This is a genomic window from Collinsella sp. TM06-3 (genome assembly GCF_003436395.1).
In the GTDB taxonomy this organism is placed as follows: domain Bacteria; phylum Actinomycetota; class Coriobacteriia; order Coriobacteriales; family Coriobacteriaceae; genus Collinsella.
This window is the reverse complement of sequence record NZ_QSPG01000032.1, coordinates 1-15,648: the sequence shown is the minus strand read 5'-3', so window position 1 is coordinate 15,648 and position 15,648 is coordinate 1. Positions and strand designations below refer to the sequence as shown.

Annotated in this window: 17 protein-coding genes; all 17 read left to right on the top strand. The window is 60.4% G+C overall.

Going from position 1 to position 15,648, the window contains the following annotated elements:
* Nucleotides 1-484 precede the first annotated feature (484 nt).
* The 17 genes from DXD56_RS09415 (at nucleotide 485) to DXD56_RS09335 (ending at nucleotide 15,440) form a co-directional block, all read left to right on the top strand.
* On the top strand, nucleotides 485-1,747 hold the full coding sequence (locus tag DXD56_RS09415; protein WP_117641021.1) for a HemK/PrmC family methyltransferase: 1,263 nt from the start codon (nucleotides 485-487) through the stop codon (nucleotides 1,745-1,747).
* Between the two features lie 67 nt (nucleotides 1,748-1,814).
* Nucleotides 1,815-1,997, top strand: coding sequence for a type II toxin-antitoxin system HicA family toxin (locus DXD56_RS10315; RefSeq protein ID WP_117641020.1), 183 nt, complete (start codon nucleotides 1,815-1,817; stop codon nucleotides 1,995-1,997).
* Entirely contained in the window at nucleotides 1,967-2,458 is a 492-nt protein-coding gene (locus DXD56_RS09405; protein WP_147325204.1) for a type II toxin-antitoxin system HicB family antitoxin, read from the top strand. The genes DXD56_RS10315 and DXD56_RS09405 overlap by 31 nt, the downstream gene beginning before the upstream one ends.
* 134 nt (nucleotides 2,459-2,592) lie before the next feature.
* Nucleotides 2,593-3,336 (top strand): L-threonylcarbamoyladenylate synthase, encoded by a 744-nt coding sequence (locus DXD56_RS09400; RefSeq protein WP_089573104.1) that lies wholly within the window; start codon nucleotides 2,593-2,595, stop codon nucleotides 3,334-3,336.
* A gap of 13 nt (nucleotides 3,337-3,349) precedes the next feature.
* Nucleotides 3,350-4,891, top strand: coding sequence for a glycerol kinase GlpK (gene glpK / locus DXD56_RS09395; RefSeq protein WP_089573103.1), 1,542 nt, complete (start codon nucleotides 3,350-3,352; stop codon nucleotides 4,889-4,891).
* 123 nt (nucleotides 4,892-5,014) lie between these two features.
* Nucleotides 5,015-5,662, top strand: coding sequence for a uracil phosphoribosyltransferase (gene upp / locus DXD56_RS09390; RefSeq protein ID WP_040359658.1), 648 nt, complete (start codon nucleotides 5,015-5,017; stop codon nucleotides 5,660-5,662).
* Between the two features lie 280 nt (nucleotides 5,663-5,942).
* Nucleotides 5,943-6,254: a hypothetical protein gene (locus DXD56_RS09385; RefSeq protein ID WP_035138788.1), complete on the top strand. Its 312-nt coding sequence runs from the start codon at nucleotides 5,943-5,945 to the stop codon at nucleotides 6,252-6,254.
* Between the two features lie 3 nt (nucleotides 6,255-6,257).
* Entirely contained in the window at nucleotides 6,258-7,061 is an 804-nt protein-coding gene (atpB, locus tag DXD56_RS09380) for a F0F1 ATP synthase subunit A (RefSeq protein WP_117641018.1), read from the top strand.
* A 124-nt stretch (nucleotides 7,062-7,185) separates the two neighbouring features.
* Complete coding sequence (locus tag DXD56_RS09375; RefSeq protein WP_022094262.1) at nucleotides 7,186-7,380, top strand: ATP synthase subunit C; 195 nt, start codon at nucleotides 7,186-7,188, stop codon at nucleotides 7,378-7,380.
* Between the two features lie 15 nt (nucleotides 7,381-7,395).
* Nucleotides 7,396-7,998 carry a F0F1 ATP synthase subunit B gene (gene atpF / locus DXD56_RS09370; protein ID WP_006235712.1) on the top strand — a complete coding sequence of 201 codons (603 nt, stop codon included), beginning with the start codon at nucleotides 7,396-7,398 and terminating at the stop codon, nucleotides 7,996-7,998.
* On the top strand, nucleotides 7,988-8,464 hold the full coding sequence (locus DXD56_RS09365; protein ID WP_006235713.1) for a FoF1 ATP synthase subunit delta: 477 nt from the start codon (nucleotides 7,988-7,990) through the stop codon (nucleotides 8,462-8,464). Before atpF ends, DXD56_RS09365 begins: the two co-directional genes overlap by 11 nt.
* Complete coding sequence (gene atpA, locus DXD56_RS09360; protein WP_117641017.1) at nucleotides 8,464-10,062, top strand: F0F1 ATP synthase subunit alpha; 1,599 nt, start codon at nucleotides 8,464-8,466, stop codon at nucleotides 10,060-10,062. Before DXD56_RS09365 ends, atpA begins: the two co-directional genes overlap by 1 nt.
* A 5-nt stretch (nucleotides 10,063-10,067) precedes the next feature.
* Entirely contained in the window at nucleotides 10,068-10,976 is a 909-nt protein-coding gene (atpG, locus tag DXD56_RS09355; RefSeq protein WP_006235716.1) for an ATP synthase F1 subunit gamma, read from the top strand.
* On the top strand, nucleotides 10,976-12,430 hold the full coding sequence (gene atpD, locus DXD56_RS09350; RefSeq protein ID WP_006235717.1) for a F0F1 ATP synthase subunit beta: 1,455 nt from the start codon (nucleotides 10,976-10,978) through the stop codon (nucleotides 12,428-12,430). The genes atpG and atpD overlap by 1 nt, the downstream gene beginning before the upstream one ends.
* A gap of 3 nt (nucleotides 12,431-12,433) precedes the next feature.
* Nucleotides 12,434-12,826, top strand: coding sequence for an ATP synthase F1 subunit epsilon (gene atpC / locus DXD56_RS09345; protein WP_006235718.1), 393 nt, complete (start codon nucleotides 12,434-12,436; stop codon nucleotides 12,824-12,826).
* Between the two features lie 88 nt (nucleotides 12,827-12,914).
* Nucleotides 12,915-14,198 carry a UDP-N-acetylglucosamine 1-carboxyvinyltransferase gene (murA, locus tag DXD56_RS09340; protein WP_089573101.1) on the top strand — a complete coding sequence of 428 codons (1,284 nt, stop codon included), beginning with the start codon at nucleotides 12,915-12,917 and terminating at the stop codon, nucleotides 14,196-14,198.
* A 12-nt stretch (nucleotides 14,199-14,210) separates the two neighbouring features.
* The gene (locus DXD56_RS09335; protein ID WP_117641016.1) at nucleotides 14,211-15,440 is read left to right on the top strand and encodes an LCP family protein; all 1,230 of its coding nucleotides are present in this window, start codon (nucleotides 14,211-14,213) and stop codon (nucleotides 15,438-15,440) included.
* Nucleotides 15,441-15,648: the final 208 nt, after the last annotated feature.

Sequence of the window (15,648 nt, the reverse complement as noted above, 5' to 3'; positions counted from 1 at the left end):
AGCAGGGGCTCTCAATGTTTTATGTCCTGCTCATATCGTCTGTGCCGGCAGTTTGGGACACTCCTAGTCATTTATGAGCGTCCCCAATGACTAGGTTGGGCATATTGCTTTGAGGTGTTATTCAATCAGCTGTGATGGCCTTTGAGCTGCTTACCTGCTTAAAGCAATTAACGGTGTGCATCTGCTATTGAAAATATTGCTCGAAAAATCGTCCAAGAAGTCGCGGGGCGATTTTTGGTGCGTCGCGCGTCAAGTGATTTGGCAAGTTCTTGGTTAGATATTGGTCAGTTTTGGGGCAACCTTGCCAAAAGCTTGACGAATGCAAATCTAGACGTCGGCGAATGAACACTTTGAGCGAGTCCGGTGCAAAATTCTGGGCTGATTCTCGATAATCGCCTTCAATCGTCCCTTGCCAAGCGCTGGCCTCGCTTACAATCTGCTCCGACATTCGCGCGCCGCCCGGCGCTTAAGAGGGGAGGGCCCCATGGCAAACGAGATCTGGACCATCAAGCGTTGTCTCGAGTGGACCAAGGAGTACCTGGCCGAGCGCGGCGAGGAGCACCCCCGTCTTTCTGCCGAGTGGCTGCTGTGCGCCGCCACGGGCCTGGCGCGCATTGACCTATATATGCGTATGGACGAGACGCTTAACGCGGCCCAGCTCGAGACCATGCACGCGGCCGTTGTCCGTCGCGCTAAGGGCGAGCCGCTGCAATACATCACGGGCAGCACGCAGTTTCGCATGATCGACGTCGCGTGCGCCCCCGGCGTGCTCATCCCGCGCCCCGAGACCGAGATGCTCGTCGAAGAAGTCCTGAACTATCTGGATACCGAGGTGCTGAGCCCCGAGGCCGCCGTCCGCCAGCGCGTGGAGCTGCCCTGGAACGATGAGGTCGAGCAGGCCCGCAAAGCCGAGGCGGCGCTGGCCGACGAACGCGCGACCGCCGAGCGCCGTGCCGCCAACCTGACGGCCGCAGATGAGGCTGCGCTGGGTGGCGACGTGCTCGGCAGCCGCGCCTATGCCGAGGAGCTTGCCGATCGCGAGGCCGAGGAAGCCGCCGTGCAGGCGGCAGAAGTAGAGGCCATGGAAACCCCCGAGCCCGAGCTCGACGAATACGGCATCGCCATTGAGGGCAACGACCAACAGACGACTCCCGCGCAAGATGCCGCGGACGATGCCGTCACGCCTACCCCAGCCGAGCCCCGCATCGCCCGCGTTCTCGAGGTCGGCTGCGGCACGGGCTGCATCTCGCTCTCCCTTGCCTGGGAGCGCCGCGGCCACGTCACCTGCACTGCTACCGATATCGAGCCGCGCGCCATCGACCTTGCTACCAAAAACCGCGATGCGCTTGGTCTCACGTCCGACGACGTCGCCTTTAGCCTCACCAACCTGGTGAGTTCCATTCCCCACGACGAGTGGGGCACCTTCGACGTGCTCGTCTCCAACCCGCCTTACATCCCGACCGACGTTATGCGCTCGCTGCCGCACGAGGTAAAGGACTTCGAGCCCGATTTGGCGCTCGAGGGCGGTGCCGATGGCCTGGACATCTTCCGCCGCCTGCTCAATGCGGCACCCTATATGCTGCGTGCCGGCGGACTCTTTGCCTGCGAGCTCTACGAGGGTGCCCTCGACGCTGCCGCCGAACTCTGCCGCCAGGCGGGCCTTTCGGATGTGCGCATCGTCCGCGATCTCACCGATCGCCCCCGCATCGTTCGAGCCATCGTCGCCGAGCCCAAACAGCGCCAGTAATATTTATTAACTGGTTAGCAAAATTATAAAGTAGTTTATAATTAGGACGGCTGAAAGAGGTCGGCCCATGCAACCCCCTGCCTTTCGGGAAATCATTGCCCTACTCAAGCACGATGGATTCGTGAAGGTCGCGCAAGTCGGTAGTCATGCTAAGTATGTTTCTGGTGACCGTGTTGTCACCGTGAACGGCTCTGGTGGTGATCGACCAAAGAAGGGCACGTGGTCAAGTATTCGTCGCCAAGCTGGATGATAGTTGGAGGCAAAATGAGGCAGCGATTTACCTATGACTGCGTTCTCATAAAAGAAGACGACGGTTACTGCGCCAGCTTCCCGCAGATTCCCGGCGCCTTTGCCGATGGCGATACGCGCGAAGAAGCGATTGCCCATGCCACCGAGGCACTGATGGCGTTTTTGGCCGACGACCTCAACAACGGTTTGACTCCGGCAGGGTACGAACGCTCGGCCGAGGTCGTGGCCCTTTCAGTCGAAATCGACCACGAGGACGCTCGGGAAGCGGCGTGCCGAACATTTAAAGACGCAGCGCTGGACCTCAAAGTCTCCGCTCCGCGGATTACCGCGCTGGTCAAAGCCGGCAAACTCGATGTTGAACTCGTCGACGGCCGTCGGATGATAACGATAGACAGTATCGAGCGTTACGCCGCCCAAGAACGTCACGCCGGCAGGCCAAAGAAGTTCGTCGCAGTCCAATAACCCCCTCACTTTCACCGACTACTAGAGCCGCTCACCAAACCAACATGCGCTCTGGGCAAATAGGTTGAACGTTTCGTGCGAGAATGCCCCACAGTAAACAAACTTGCACCAGAGCGTAAGGGGCTGGCATACACATGCAGACGGTCTATCGGGTATACGAGGGAACGCGCGAGCCGCATCGGCTTGCCGTCGAGCGCACGGCCGAGGTGCTCGGCCGCGGCGGCCTGGCTTTGATCCCGACCGAGACCGTCTACGGTGTCGCCGTGGCAGTCAACGCCTTCTCGGACGCCGTGCCCCAAGATACAAGCGAATTCCCATCGTGGCCGCGCGATCCGCAGGCTGCCGTCAATGGCGCCGCAGTTCCTGCGCTCGGCACCGGCTATCGCCGTATCTTCACTCTCAAGCAACGTGAACTCACGCAAACCGTCGCTTGGCTGGTCGATGGCGTCGAAGCACTCGACCGCTATGGCGTGGATATCCCGGAAGATGCCCGCATACTCGCGCGACGATGCTGGCCGGGAGCCCTGACTATCGTGGTCAAGGCAGCTCCCTGCGTGCCGACCTTTATGCGCGCTGCCGACGACACGGTGGCACTTCGCGCTTCGGCCTCGCCCGTGGTGCAGGCGCTCATTCGCGCCTGTGGCAGCCCCCTTGCCTGCACCAGCGCCAACACGCATGGCGCGCCCGCGCCGGCAAGTTTTATCACGGTGGAGGGTCGCATCCTGGAGGGGGTCGATGTTGCCGTCGACGCCGGTGAGACCCCGTGTCGCGACGCCTCGACCATCGTGTCGTTTCAGCACGGCGAGCTCCAGATCCTGCGCCAAGGCGCACTTCCCGCATCAGAGATCGAACGGGTCCTGTCCGACCCGATGCAATAGAAAGGTTTAAGCGATGTCGTTGAATCTGGGCAGCCTGGGCATGGAAGATGCCTCGTTTGACTTTGGCGGTTCCTACATCATGGCGCTCGACTGCGGCACCACCTCGGTACTTGCGACCATCGTCGACGAGTACGGCTGCATCGTCGCGCAGGCACGTCGCAGCGTCAAAACCAGCTTTCCGCGTCCCGGCTGGGTGGAGCAAGACCCCATGGCGGTCCTTGCTAGCCAGATCGCCGTCATGATGGAAGTCCAGTTTAAGAGCGGTATCCACTCCGACCGCATTGCCGCCATCGGCATCTCCAACCAGCGCGAGACCACGGTGGTCTGGGATCGCGTGAGCGGTCAGCCGATCTATAACGCTATCGTATGGCAGTGCCGCCGTACCGCACCTCTGATCGACGAGCTTGTCGAGCAGGGCGCAGAAGGGCTGGTGCGCTCCCGCACGGGACTCACGCTCGACCCGTATTTCTCGGCCTCCAAGGTGCAGTGGATTCTCGACAACGTCGACGGCGCACGCGAAAGCGCGGCGGCGGGCGACCTCATGTTTGGCACCATCGACACCTGGCTCATCTACAACCTCACCGGCGGCCAGGTCTTTGCCACCGACTACACCAATGCCAGCCGCACGGCACTCTTTAATATCCATACGCTCGATTGGGACGACGACCTGCTGGCACTCTTTGACGTTCCACGTTCCATGATGCCCGAGGTTCGCTGGAGCTCGGGCGACTACGGCCGCGTCGCGAGCGACATCATGACCAACATGCCGCCCATCATGGGCGTGGCGGGTGACCAACAGGCGTCGCTGTTCGGCCACTGCTGTTTCCGTCCCGGCCAGACCAAAAACACCTATGGCACGGGTTGCTTTATGCTCATGAACACCGGCGACGAGATCGTCGAATCCAAGAATGGCCTGGTCTCCACCATCGGTATCGCTGCGGACGGCAAAGTCAGCTATGCGCTCGAGGGCTCTATTTTTGCCGCCGGCTCAACGATGAACTGGCTTCGCAACAACATGGGCATCATCTCGAGCGTGAGCGAGTCGGCACAACTCGCTGCTTCGATTAGCGACAACGAGGGCTGCTACTTCGTTCCCGCCTTTGCGGGTTTGGGTGCTCCCTGGTGGGACCCGCATGCTCGCGGTATCGTGTGCGGTCTGACCGGCGCCTCGAGCCGTGCGACCATCGTACGTGCCGCCTGCGAATCCATGGCATATCAGAGCTACGACGTGCTGCGCGCCATGGAGCAGGACGTGGGGCTTTCGATTGAGCGCCTGTCTGTCGATGGCGGTGCCTCGCGCAACGAGTTCATCATGCAATTCCAGGCCGACCTGCTGGATATCCCCGTGCTGCAATGCGAGACGGTGGAGACCACGGCAATCGGTGCCGCGTACTTGGCGGGTCTTGCCGTCGGCTATTGGGAAGACCTGGAAGAGCTGGAGCAAAATGCCCAGATCGTTAGGACCTTCCTTCCCCACATGTCCGCCGAGCGCCGCGAGCAAAACCTTGCGGGCTGGCGTGATGCAGTCAGGCGCTCGCTCAGCACCTCACAGTAGGGCTGCGATGGGCTGCTCGATACAACAAACCGCTAAACTAATGCATGGCGTGCGGCGGCAACATTGCTGCGCGCCTTGTCAGCAAGGCCGTTTTGCGGCCGCAACGAAAGGGGCAATCAATCCATGACCGTCACCTACGATGCGTCCCGTGTGACGCTTGTCGATCACCCGCTCGTCCAGCACAAGCTGTCGATCCTGCGCGACAAAAACACCGGCACCAACCAGTTCCGCCAGCTCGTGCGCGAACTCGCGCTTTTTGACGGCTACGAGGCCATGCGCGACCTGCCTATGGAAGACGTCGAGGTCGAGACCCCCATCACTACCGCCACGTTCAAACAGCTTGCCGGCAAGAAACTCGCCATCGTGCCCATCCTGCGTGCGGGCCTTGGCATGGTCGACGGCATCCTCGACCTGGTGCCCTCCGCTCGCGTGGGTCACATCGGCATGGAGCGCGACGAGGTCACCCACGAGCCGCACGAGTATTACTGCAAGATGCCCAAGGATATCGACCAGCGCATCTGCCTGGTCGTCGACCCCATGCTTGCCACGGGCGGTTCGGCCGAGATGGCCATCAGCTACCTGCGCGAGCGCGGTGTCAAGGACATCCGCATGCTGTGCATCGTCGCGGCCCCCGAGGGCCTCAAGTCGCTGACCGAGAAGGACCCAGATGTGCATATCTATACCTGCGCCATCGACGACCATCTCAACGAGGCTGCCTACATCGTTCCCGGCCTCGGCGACGCCGGCGACCGCATCTACGGCACGCTCTAGTCGCTGGGCTAAACGGCCGCGGCTGCAAATACGAAGAAACGGTGCGCGCGGACGAACAAAAGGCGACCGCGCGCACTCCTGCTAACGGACGTTTTGCCCTGCAGGGTTCGAGAAAAACGTATTACCGTACCTGCGGCATAAAGAAGGTCTTAAGAAAACGAACAGGTGCGTATTAACCGATGCTTTTTCGGTTGTACTTTAGCGATTGGCTCGTACAATAGTCACCAATGTTTGGCGGGAACTGTTCTGTGAAGCGTTAAAAAGGAAAGTGAGGACGCCAGTGTTTCAGATAGCCGATCTGCTCGCTATCGTTGCAGGCGCCATCGCGGGCGCAATTGCCTTCCTTCCCTTTGTCTTTACGCTCAAGCCGGTTCTTGACGATAAACAGAATGCGGACATGCTCAAGGGTATGGTGAGTCTGGCGGTCTCGGCAATCGCCCTGCTCGTCTTTACCTTGGTTGTGTTTGTGTTGTTCGGAGAGGCATTTCGCATGTTCCTCCTGGGCGAGGCGATCGGCTTCGTGGCCTTTATGGCCGCCTGCGCGGTTCGTGTCGCCAAGGCGCTGCGAGATCCTCATGAGGTCGAAAGGTAAGTCGTGGAAATTTTTGAAAAGCTGCCTGATGAGATTAATCATCTGGTCAGCGAGTTCAGCTCCACCCCTGTCGTGGGCGATCTGAGCTGCGGCATCACGCAGTACTCGTTTTGGCTGATCGTCTCCACGATCGTGCTCCTGATCGTCCTGGCCGTGTTCAAGAAGAAGCAGACCCTGGTTCCCAAGGGCTTCTTCGCCAACGGTTTCGAGTACATCATCGAGTACGTCGAGAACGATATCGGCAAGGGTGTCGTGGGTGAGAACTGGAAGAAGCACTTCCCGTTCCTGTGCTCGCTTTTCCTGTTCATCCTGATCAATAACATGATCGGCCTGATTCCGGGAATGAAGCCCGGCACCGGCGCAATCGGCTCCACCGCCGCACTCGCCATTTTCGCCTTCGTGTACTTCATCTACTACGGATGCAAGGCTCACGGCGTGATCGGCTACATCAAGAGCCTCGCCCCGCAGGGCGTGAGCTTCCCGATGAACGTGCTCGTGTGGGTCGTCGAGCTTTTCTCGACCTTCCTGCGTCTCATCACGCTTGCCGTCCGTCTGTTCTGCAACATGTTCGCAGGACACGTGGTCATGGGCTCGTTCGCCATCATGGCGAGCATGTTCATGCAGCCGCTGCTTCAGCAGGTTTCCGCGGCCCACGCCGTTGGCGCCCTGCCTTCGCTAGCCTGGCTTGCCATCCTCATCCTGATCTATGCGATCGAGCTTGTGGTCGGCGCCATCCAGGCTTACGTCTTCACGGTCCTTACCGCCGTGTATGTCTCCGAGGCAGAGGAGGTCGCGGAGGAGGAGTAGCCTTCCGCTCGCGCCTTAAAGGTAAGCAATTCGTTAAACCGCCGGTGCCCGTACCCATGGAGCCCGGCAGTTATAAAAAAGGTTATCCTGCGTGAAATAAGACACGCACGACAAAGGAGGAATCGTGGGAGTTATCGGTTACGGTCTCGGTGTTATCGGCGCTGGTCTTGCTATCGGCCTGTCTGCTCTGGGTGCTACGGGTGCTATGGCCCGTCAGCCTGAGGTCCAGGGCCGCGTGTTCACCGTCTTCATCATGGGCTCCGCCTTCGGCGAGGCTCTGGCTCTGATCGGCTTCGTTGTCGCGCTGATCGTTAAATAGCACGGAGCGTCAAGTATGAATCTTTCATCCCAGAAGAGCGCGATCGCACTCTCCGCGTCCGCGGCCGCGCTGCTCATGCCGGTTTCCGCGTTCGCTGAGGACGGCGCTGCCGGTGCGGACATCCTCATCCCTAAGATGGCGGAGTTCATCCCGGCGCTTATCGCCTTCCTGATTATCTGGATCGTGCTGGCCAAGGTCGCCCTGCCGGGCATCATGAAAACCATGGAGGAGCGCGGCAAGAAGATCGAGGAGAGCCTCGACGAGGCCGAGAAGACCAAGCAGGAGGCTATCGCCAAGCGCGCTGAGTCCGACTCGATCGTCACCGACGCCCGTCGTCAGGCTGCCGACATCGTTCTCGAGGCCCGTAAGGACGCCGAGTCCGAGCGCGCCCGTATCATCGAGGCTGCTCACAAGGAGGCCGAGGAGATCATCGCCAAGGCCCATACGACCGTCGAGGACGAGCGCAAGTCCATTTACGCCGGTGCCGCGAGCTCCATCGCCGACCTGTCCGTTGCCGTCGCCACCAAGATCGTGGGCGAGGCACTCGAGGACGATGCCGAGCAGAAGAAGCTCATCGAGCGCTACATCCAGGAAGCAGGTAGCCTGAATGCCGACTAGCCGCTATCAGGACAAGGTGCTCGAGACCTACGCGCGCTCCCTTCTGGAAGCCGCTAAGGCCGAGAACCATGTGTTCGAGGACCTCGAGATGATCGAGCGCTTGGCTTCCGCCAGCCCCGAGATCATCGCCGTGCTCGACACCATGTCCAAGCGCGACCAGCTCGACCTTCTTCCCAAGGTGGCAGCTGCCTTTAAGTATGTTGCCGAGGAAGACGAGGATGTAGTGGGCGTGACCGTCACCACGGCGATCCCGCTCGACGACGAGCTGCGTCAAACCATCACTAAGAAATGCGAGCAGGACTTCGGCCGCAAGGTATTCCTTATCGAGCAGGTTGACCCGTCTATCGTGGGCGGCCTGGTGCTCGAGGCCCGCGGCGAGCGTCGTGACATTTCCGTCAAGACGCAGCTGCGCATCGCGCAGGAGACCCTCGCAAACTCTGCTAATTCGTACGGAGGTGAAGCCTAATGTCCGAAACCCTCAATGCCCAGGATATCGCCAAGAAACTGCAGGAGCAGCTCACGAGCCTCTCCGCGACGGTCGATACGCATGAGGTTTCAACGGTCGACGAGGTAGGCGACGGCATCGCGCGCGTCTCCGGCCTCAAGAGCGCCATGGCAGGCGAGCTTCTGGAGTTCAAGAGCTCCGATACCGGTGAGACCGTCTTCGGCCTTGCCCAGAACCTTGACCGTGACGAGGTCGGCGCCGTTCTGTTTGGTGCCGTCGACTCCATCAAGGAAGGCGACGAGTGCCGCACCACTGGCCGCATTATGGATATCCCCGTGAGCCGTGCCATGCTCGGCCGCGTCGTCAATCCGCTCGGCCAGCCCATCGACGGCCTGGGCGACATCGTCGCCACGCACCGTCGCCCCATCGAGTTCAAGGCTCCCGGCGTCATCGATCGTACCCCGGTGTGCGAGCCGGTTCAGACCGGCCTGCTCGCTATCGACTCCATGGTGCCTATTGGCCGCGGTCAGCGTGAGCTCATCATCGGCGACCGTAAGACCGGTAAGACCGCCATCGCCATCGACGCTATCCTCAACCAGCGCGGCAAGGGCATGGTCTGCATCTATGTCGCCATCGGCCAGAAGGCCTCCACGGTTGCCAACATCCGCGAGACCCTCGCTCAGCACGGTGCGCTCGACTACACCATCATCGTTTCGGCCACCGCTGCCGATTCCGCCCCTATGCAGTACATCGCGCCTATGGCCGGTGCCGCTATCGGCGAGTTCTTCATGTACAACGGCGAGGACGGCAAGCCCGCCAGCGAGACCAACCCCGGCGGCCACGTGCTCGTCATCTACGACGACCTGTCCAAGCAGGCTGTGGCCTACCGTCAGATGTCGCTGACGCTGCATCGTCCGCCCGGACGCGAGGCCTATCCTGGCGACATCTTCTACCTGCACTCTCGTCTGCTCGAGCGTGCCGTCAAGATGTCCAAGAAGAACGGTTACGGCTCCATGACGGCACTGCCGATCATCGAGACCCAGGACGGCGACGTCTCGGCCTACATTCCGACCAACGTCATTTCCATTACCGATGGTCAGATCTACCTGCAGTCCGAGCTCTTCTTCCAGGGTCAGCGCCCGGCAGTCGACGTGGGCATCTCCGTGTCCCGCGTCGGTGGCGATGCGCAGACCAAGGCCATGAAGCAGGTCGCCGGCAACCTCCGTCTGGACCTCGCTTCGTACCAGGAGCTCGCCGGCTTTACGCAGTTCGGCTCCGACCTCGACGAGGCTACTCAGAAGCAGCTTACCCATGGCGCTCGCATGACCGAGCTCCTGAAGCAGCCGCGCTACAAGCCGTTTGAGGTTGGCGAGCAGATTGTTACGCTGTTCGCTGGCAACGAGGGCTTCCTGGATGACCTGGAGATCGCCGACGTGCTGCCTTTCCGTGCCGAGCTCATCGAGTACATGGACAATGGCTTTGGCTTGCTGCTCGACAAGGTTCGCGCCAAGAAGATCGATGATGACACCAAGGCTGAGCTCTTGCGTGTCATCGGCGACTTCAAGCAGCAGTTCATGGCCAAGCACCATTCGGATGTTTCTGGATCAGAGGAGAACTAAGCCCCATGGCCAACCTTCGCGACATTAAGAAGCGAATCTCCTCGGTTACCACGACCAAGCAGATCACGCGCACGATGGAGATGGTCTCTACGGCCAAGATCCGTCGTGCCCTCGATCGCTCCAAGCAGGCCGAGCCCTATAAGGAGGCGCTGACCGACGTCATGTTGACGGTCGCCGGCGACGCCTCCTGTTCGGGCACCGATCCCATGCTGCAGAAGCATGAGAGCGTCAAGCATGGCCTGATTGTCGTTATTGCCTCGGACCGCGGCCTTGCCGGCGGTTTCAATACGACGGTGGAGCGCACGGCCGAAAAGCTCGCCGCTTCTTGGGCGAACGACGGCATCGAGTGCGAGATCATCGCGTGCGGGCGTAAGCCGGCCACGTATTTCCGTGACCGCGCAAACGTCGTCATGCACTTTGAGGGCAACTCCTCTGAGCCCGATTTCAATCAGGCCCGCATGATCTCCTCTCATATCTGCGATGCGTATCGTGCCGGTGAGCTTGACCGTGTCGAGCTTGTCTACCACCACGCCAAGAACCGCGTGGATCAGGAGCTTCGCGTCGAGCATCTGTTGCCGCTCGACCCCGAGATGATCGCTATGGCCCACGGTCCGCGTAAGAACGAGACCGACGCCCCTAAGCGCATCTCGTCCACGTTCGAGTTCGTGCCCTCTCCCGAGCATGTTCTCGGCAAGCTTGTGCCGTCTTATATCCTGACGGTCATCTACCAGGCCCTGATCGATTCGGCGGCTGCCGAGCAGGGTGCACGCCGCAAGGCCATGCACTCCGCGACGGAAAACGCCACCGCGATCATCTCGACCCTTACCCGCACGTATAGTCGCGTGCGCCAGGCTTCGATCACGACCGAGATTAACGAGATCGTCGGCGGAGCCTCAGCATTGGAGGAACAGTAATGGCTAATAACACCGTAAAGCTTGCGGTCGAGGAAGCCACCAAGAAGACGACTGCCGGTGATGGTCGCATCGTGCGAATCATCGGCCCTGTCGTTGACGTCAAGTTTGACGGCGCGGTGCCCCCGATCTACAACGCGCTCACGGTCGAGGCCGAGACCCCGATCGGTCATCTGAGCACGATCCTCGAGGTCGAGAGCCAGCTTCCGGGCGGCGTCGTCCGCACGGTCGCCATGTCCTCGACCGACGGCCTGCAGCGCGGCCTCATCGCCACCGATACCGGTGAGCCCATGAAGATGCCCGTTGGCCCCAAGACGCTCGGCCGAATTTGGAACGTCATGGGCAAGCCCGTCGACGGCAAGCCCATGCCCGAGGTGGAGGAGTTCTACCCCATCCACCATGCAGCGCCCCGCTTTGACGAGCTCACCACCAAGACCGAGATCTTCGAGACCGGCATCAAGGCCGTCGACCTGCTCGAGCCCTACATCCGTGGCGGCAAGACGGGCCTGTTCGGCGGCGCCGGCGTCGGCAAGACCGTTCTGATTCAGGAGCTCATCAACAACCTCGCCCAGGAGCACGGCGGCACCTCGGTGTTCACCGGCGTCGGCGAGCGCACCCGCGAGGGCACCGACCTGTTCCTCGAGATGAGCGAGTCTGGCGTTATCGACAAGACCTGCTTGGTCTATGGTCAGATGAACGAGCCGCCCGGAGCGCGTCTGCGCATCGGTCTGGCCGGCCTTACCACCGCTGAGTATTTCCGTGATCGTGGTCAGGACGTTCTGCTGTTCATCGACAACATCTTCCGCTTTTCCCAGGCAGGTTCCGAGGTTTCCGCACTGCTGGGCCGTATGCCGTCCGCCGTTGGTTACCAGCCCACGCTGGCAACCGAGATGGGCGACCTCCAGGAGCGCATTACCTCGACCAAGACGGGCTCCATTACCTCCGTCCAGGCTGTCTACGTCCCCGCAGACGACCTGACCGACCCTGCGCCTGCCACGACGTTTACGCACCTCGACGCCACCACGGTTCTTTCGCGTAGCATTTCGTCGCTCGGCCTATTCCCGGCTATCGACCCGCTCGCATCTTCCTCCGACGCTCTCGATCCCTCGATCGTCGGCGAGGAGCACTACCGTGTCGCCGTCAAGGTCCAGGAGCTCCTGCAGGAGTACTCCGACCTTCAGGACATCATCGCCATTCTGGGTATGGACGAGCTGTCCGAGGAGCAGCGCCTTACGGTCAACCGTGCCCGTAAGATTCAGCAGTTCCTCTCGCAGTCCTTCCACGTCGCCGAGAAGTTCACCGGCAACCCCGGTGTCTACGTCCGCGTCGAGGATACCGTCCGCTCTTTCGCCGAGATTGTCGACGGCAAGGCCGATGACCTGCCCGAGCAGGCTTTCCGCTATGCTTCCACGATTGAGGACGTGCGCGAGCGCGCCCGCAAGATGGGGGAGAAGTAGGTTATGCGTATCCGCATCGTGTGCCCCGTGAGCTGCGCCTATGAGGGCGACGCTGCGTTTGTGTCGATTCCGTCCACGGATGGCGAGTTTGGCGTCCTGCCTGCTCACTCCAGCGAGATCTGCACGATCGACCGCGGTTACGTTCGCGTTTCCGATAAGGCCATGGGCACTGTCGACCACACGTTTGCCGTGGCCGGCGGCTATGCCCAGGTTGCGGACGATGTCGTGACCGTTCTCGCCGAGCGCGCTTGCGATTTGGCGACCGTCGATGCCGACAAGCTTAAAGCTGATATTCAAGGTTTTGAAGAGAAGCTGGGTAATTTGTCGGAGGATGATGCACGCCGCGCCTACCTCTATAATGAAATCGCATGGTGTAAGCTCAAGCTTGCCCAATAGTCAAACGATTTAGCGTTCGACCATTTGCGAACACATCATGCCCGGGATGGCCCAGCCACCCCGGGCATGCTTTTTGAAAGGGTAGACCTTGGATATTATCCGCGTTGAGGGTGGCCACGCCATCGGAGGCTCCGTGCCCGTCTCGGGCGCCAAGAACTCCGCGCTCAAACTCATGGCGGCAACGCTTCTGGCGCCGGGCAAGACGACGCTGCAGAACGTGCCCGATATTTCCGATGTCCACGTGATGGGCAAGGTGCTCAAGGGCATGGGCGCTACGATCGATGTTCTCGACGAGCACACGCTCGAGATTGATACCTCTCAGGTCGATTCATGGGAGGCCCCCTACGAGCTCGTTGCCAAGATGCGCGCTTCCACCGCCGTCATGGGACCCCTGCTGGGCCGCTTCCATCGCGCCAAAATTGCCATGCCGGGCGGCTGCAACCTGGGTGCTCGCAAGATCGATATGCACATTCTTGGTCTTGAGGCCCTGGGCGTTGAGTTCGATACCGCCCACGGTTACATCAACGCTAATGCGCCCCAAGGTCTGCGCGGTACCACCGTCACGCTCGAGTTCGCCAGCGTCGGTGCGACCGAGAATCTCATCATGGCCTCTGTGCGCGCACAGGGCACCACGGTTATCGACAATGCCGCCCGCGAGCCCGAGATCGTCGATCTCGCCAACATGCTCAACGAGATGGGCGCCAAGATTGTTGGCGCCGGTACGCCCGTCGTGACTATCGAAGGCGTGGAAGAGCTCCATCCCGTTATCCATCGCGTGGTGGGCGACCGCATCGAGGCCGGTACCTTTATCGTCGCCGGTGCGTTGATGGCGGACGATCGCGGTGTCGATGTCACGGGCTTTTGCCCCATTCATTTGGGCATGGTGCTCAAGAAGATGGAGCTCATGGGTATCGACTGCGAGCGCGTCGAGGATGGCGTCCATGTGAACCGTGCCGAGCGTATCAAGCCGGTCGACATCCAGACGCTTCCGTTCCCCGGTTTCCCGACCGACATGCAGGCGCAGATTATGGTGCTCTCCGCCCTTGCCGACGGCAGTTCCGTTATTACCGAGAACATCTTCGAGAATCGCTTTATGTTTGCCTCTGAGCTGGTGCGCATGGGTGCCGACATTCGTATCGAGAGCCATCATGCCATGATTCATGGCGTCAAGGGCTTCTCGGGTGCACAGGTTACCTCGCCCGATTTGCGCGGCGGAGCGGCCCTCGTCGTAGCGGGCTTGATCGCCGACGGGACGACCGAGGTTTCGGCTATCCATCACATCAAGCGCGGCTACGAGCAGTTTGTCGAAAAGCTGCAGGCGCTCGGCGCGCATGTCGAGCATGCTACCGTCCCCGATCCCGTCATCTACTAATACAGGTTGCCTATGTTTAATAAAAAGCCCCTCGCGGATACCACCACCCGAAGACCCTCAACTGGTGCGCAGGCCAAGATCTACAGTCGCGATAACGTGGCTCGCTATTCCGAGCGCGCTCGTCAACGCCGCCGTAGCCACACGATTCGTCACGTCGCGCTCATTGTCGTGCTTGGCGTGCTGCTGAGTGCCACGACCGCTGCCGGCCTGTGGTTTGCCACCATTATGGGCAAGCTCGGCGATTCTAATGTCATTACTGACAATCTGCGTCGGGTTCTGGTTGACACCGATGAGGCAAAGGATCCGTTCTACGTGCTGCTTCTTGGCACCGACGGCCGTCCGGGCGAGGATACGTATCGTGCCGACTCGATTATCCTGGCACGCATCGACCCCACGCAAAAGCAGGCGACGCTCATTTCCGTTCCGCGCGACACCAAGGTCGAGTACAAGGGCGAGACCATGAAGATCAACGCCTGCCATACCGTTGGCGGCGCCGAGGCCATGGTCGAGGCGGTCAACGAGCTGTGCGGTGTTCAGATTTCCCACTATGCCGAGGTCAGCTTCGACGGTATGCAGGCGCTGATTGATTCGGTTGGCGGTATCGACATTAACGCAACCGATGATGTTGACGACCCCGAGCACCTGGATATTAAGATTACCGCTGGCCAGCAGCATATGGACGGTGCCACCGCCCTTACCTATGCCCGCTGCCGCTACACCTATGCCGACGGCGATTACACGCGCATGCGCCACCAGCGTCAGGTGCTTGGCGCCCTTGCCAACCAGATTCTCAATAACTTCGATGCCACGAAGATCTTTGGCCTGGTTAATTCGCTGTCCGATATGCTTGTAACCGATATGAGCGTTCAGGATATCGTGGCTACGGTCAACGCCATGCGCGGTATGGATGTCGACGGTATCTACTCGGCCAACCTGCCCTCGTACGCCGACGACAGCACCATGATCGACGGTGTGAGCTACGTCTTTGTCTACGAGGACGAGCTCAAGGAAATGATGGAGCGCGTCGATGCCGGCAAGGATCCCAAGGGTCCCAACACCATGGGTATGTCCGATGGTTCCAGCTCTACGATCGGTGACCTCAGCAACAACACGTCTGACGACTACGCAAACGGTACCGCAACCTCATCGGTCAGCTCTGACGATTCCGACGATTCGAGCGACAGTTCCGATTACTACGAAGAGCCCACCGGCGACGGCAACGGCTACGAGGCCAACTACTAAGTTACGGCGTTTTGCCAAACGCCGTAACGGCTCGACGCTGCGCGGGCCGCATTTGGACAATCTGACGTTCAACTTCAAGGGCGCGACCAGAAGGTCAGCGCCCTTTCGTTTCACGTCACCTTGTCTCAAATGCGACCCGCTCGCTGCCCGTCCTCAACCTGCGACGTTAGTCATTGGGTGTTCCTATAGTTTTGTCAACCGTCGGGGC

Excerpts from the sequence above, each read along its gene's own strand:
- atpA (WP_117641017.1), top strand. The coding sequence starts at position 8,464 with ATGTCCGAAACCCTCAATGCCCAGGATATCGCCAAGAAACTGCAGGAG.
- DXD56_RS09335 (WP_117641016.1), top strand. The coding sequence starts at position 14,211 with ATGTTTAATAAAAAGCCCCTCGCGGATACCACCACCCGAAGACCCTCA.
- DXD56_RS09400 (WP_089573104.1), top strand. The coding sequence starts at position 2,593 with ATGCAGACGGTCTATCGGGTATACGAGGGAACGCGCGAGCCGCATCGG.
- atpF (WP_006235712.1), top strand. The coding sequence starts at position 7,396 with ATGAATCTTTCATCCCAGAAGAGCGCGATCGCACTCTCCGCGTCCGCG.
- atpG (WP_006235716.1), top strand. The coding sequence starts at position 10,068 with ATGGCCAACCTTCGCGACATTAAGAAGCGAATCTCCTCGGTTACCACG.
- upp (WP_040359658.1), top strand. The coding sequence starts at position 5,015 with ATGACCGTCACCTACGATGCGTCCCGTGTGACGCTTGTCGATCACCCG.
- atpC (WP_006235718.1), top strand. The coding sequence starts at position 12,434 with ATGCGTATCCGCATCGTGTGCCCCGTGAGCTGCGCCTATGAGGGCGAC.
- DXD56_RS09365 (WP_006235713.1), top strand. The coding sequence starts at position 7,988 with ATGCCGACTAGCCGCTATCAGGACAAGGTGCTCGAGACCTACGCGCGC.
- DXD56_RS09415 (WP_117641021.1), top strand. The coding sequence starts at position 485 with ATGGCAAACGAGATCTGGACCATCAAGCGTTGTCTCGAGTGGACCAAG.
- atpD (WP_006235717.1), top strand. The coding sequence starts at position 10,976 with ATGGCTAATAACACCGTAAAGCTTGCGGTCGAGGAAGCCACCAAGAAG.
- glpK (WP_089573103.1), top strand. The coding sequence starts at position 3,350 with ATGTCGTTGAATCTGGGCAGCCTGGGCATGGAAGATGCCTCGTTTGAC.
- DXD56_RS10315 (WP_117641020.1), top strand. The coding sequence starts at position 1,815 with ATGCAACCCCCTGCCTTTCGGGAAATCATTGCCCTACTCAAGCACGAT.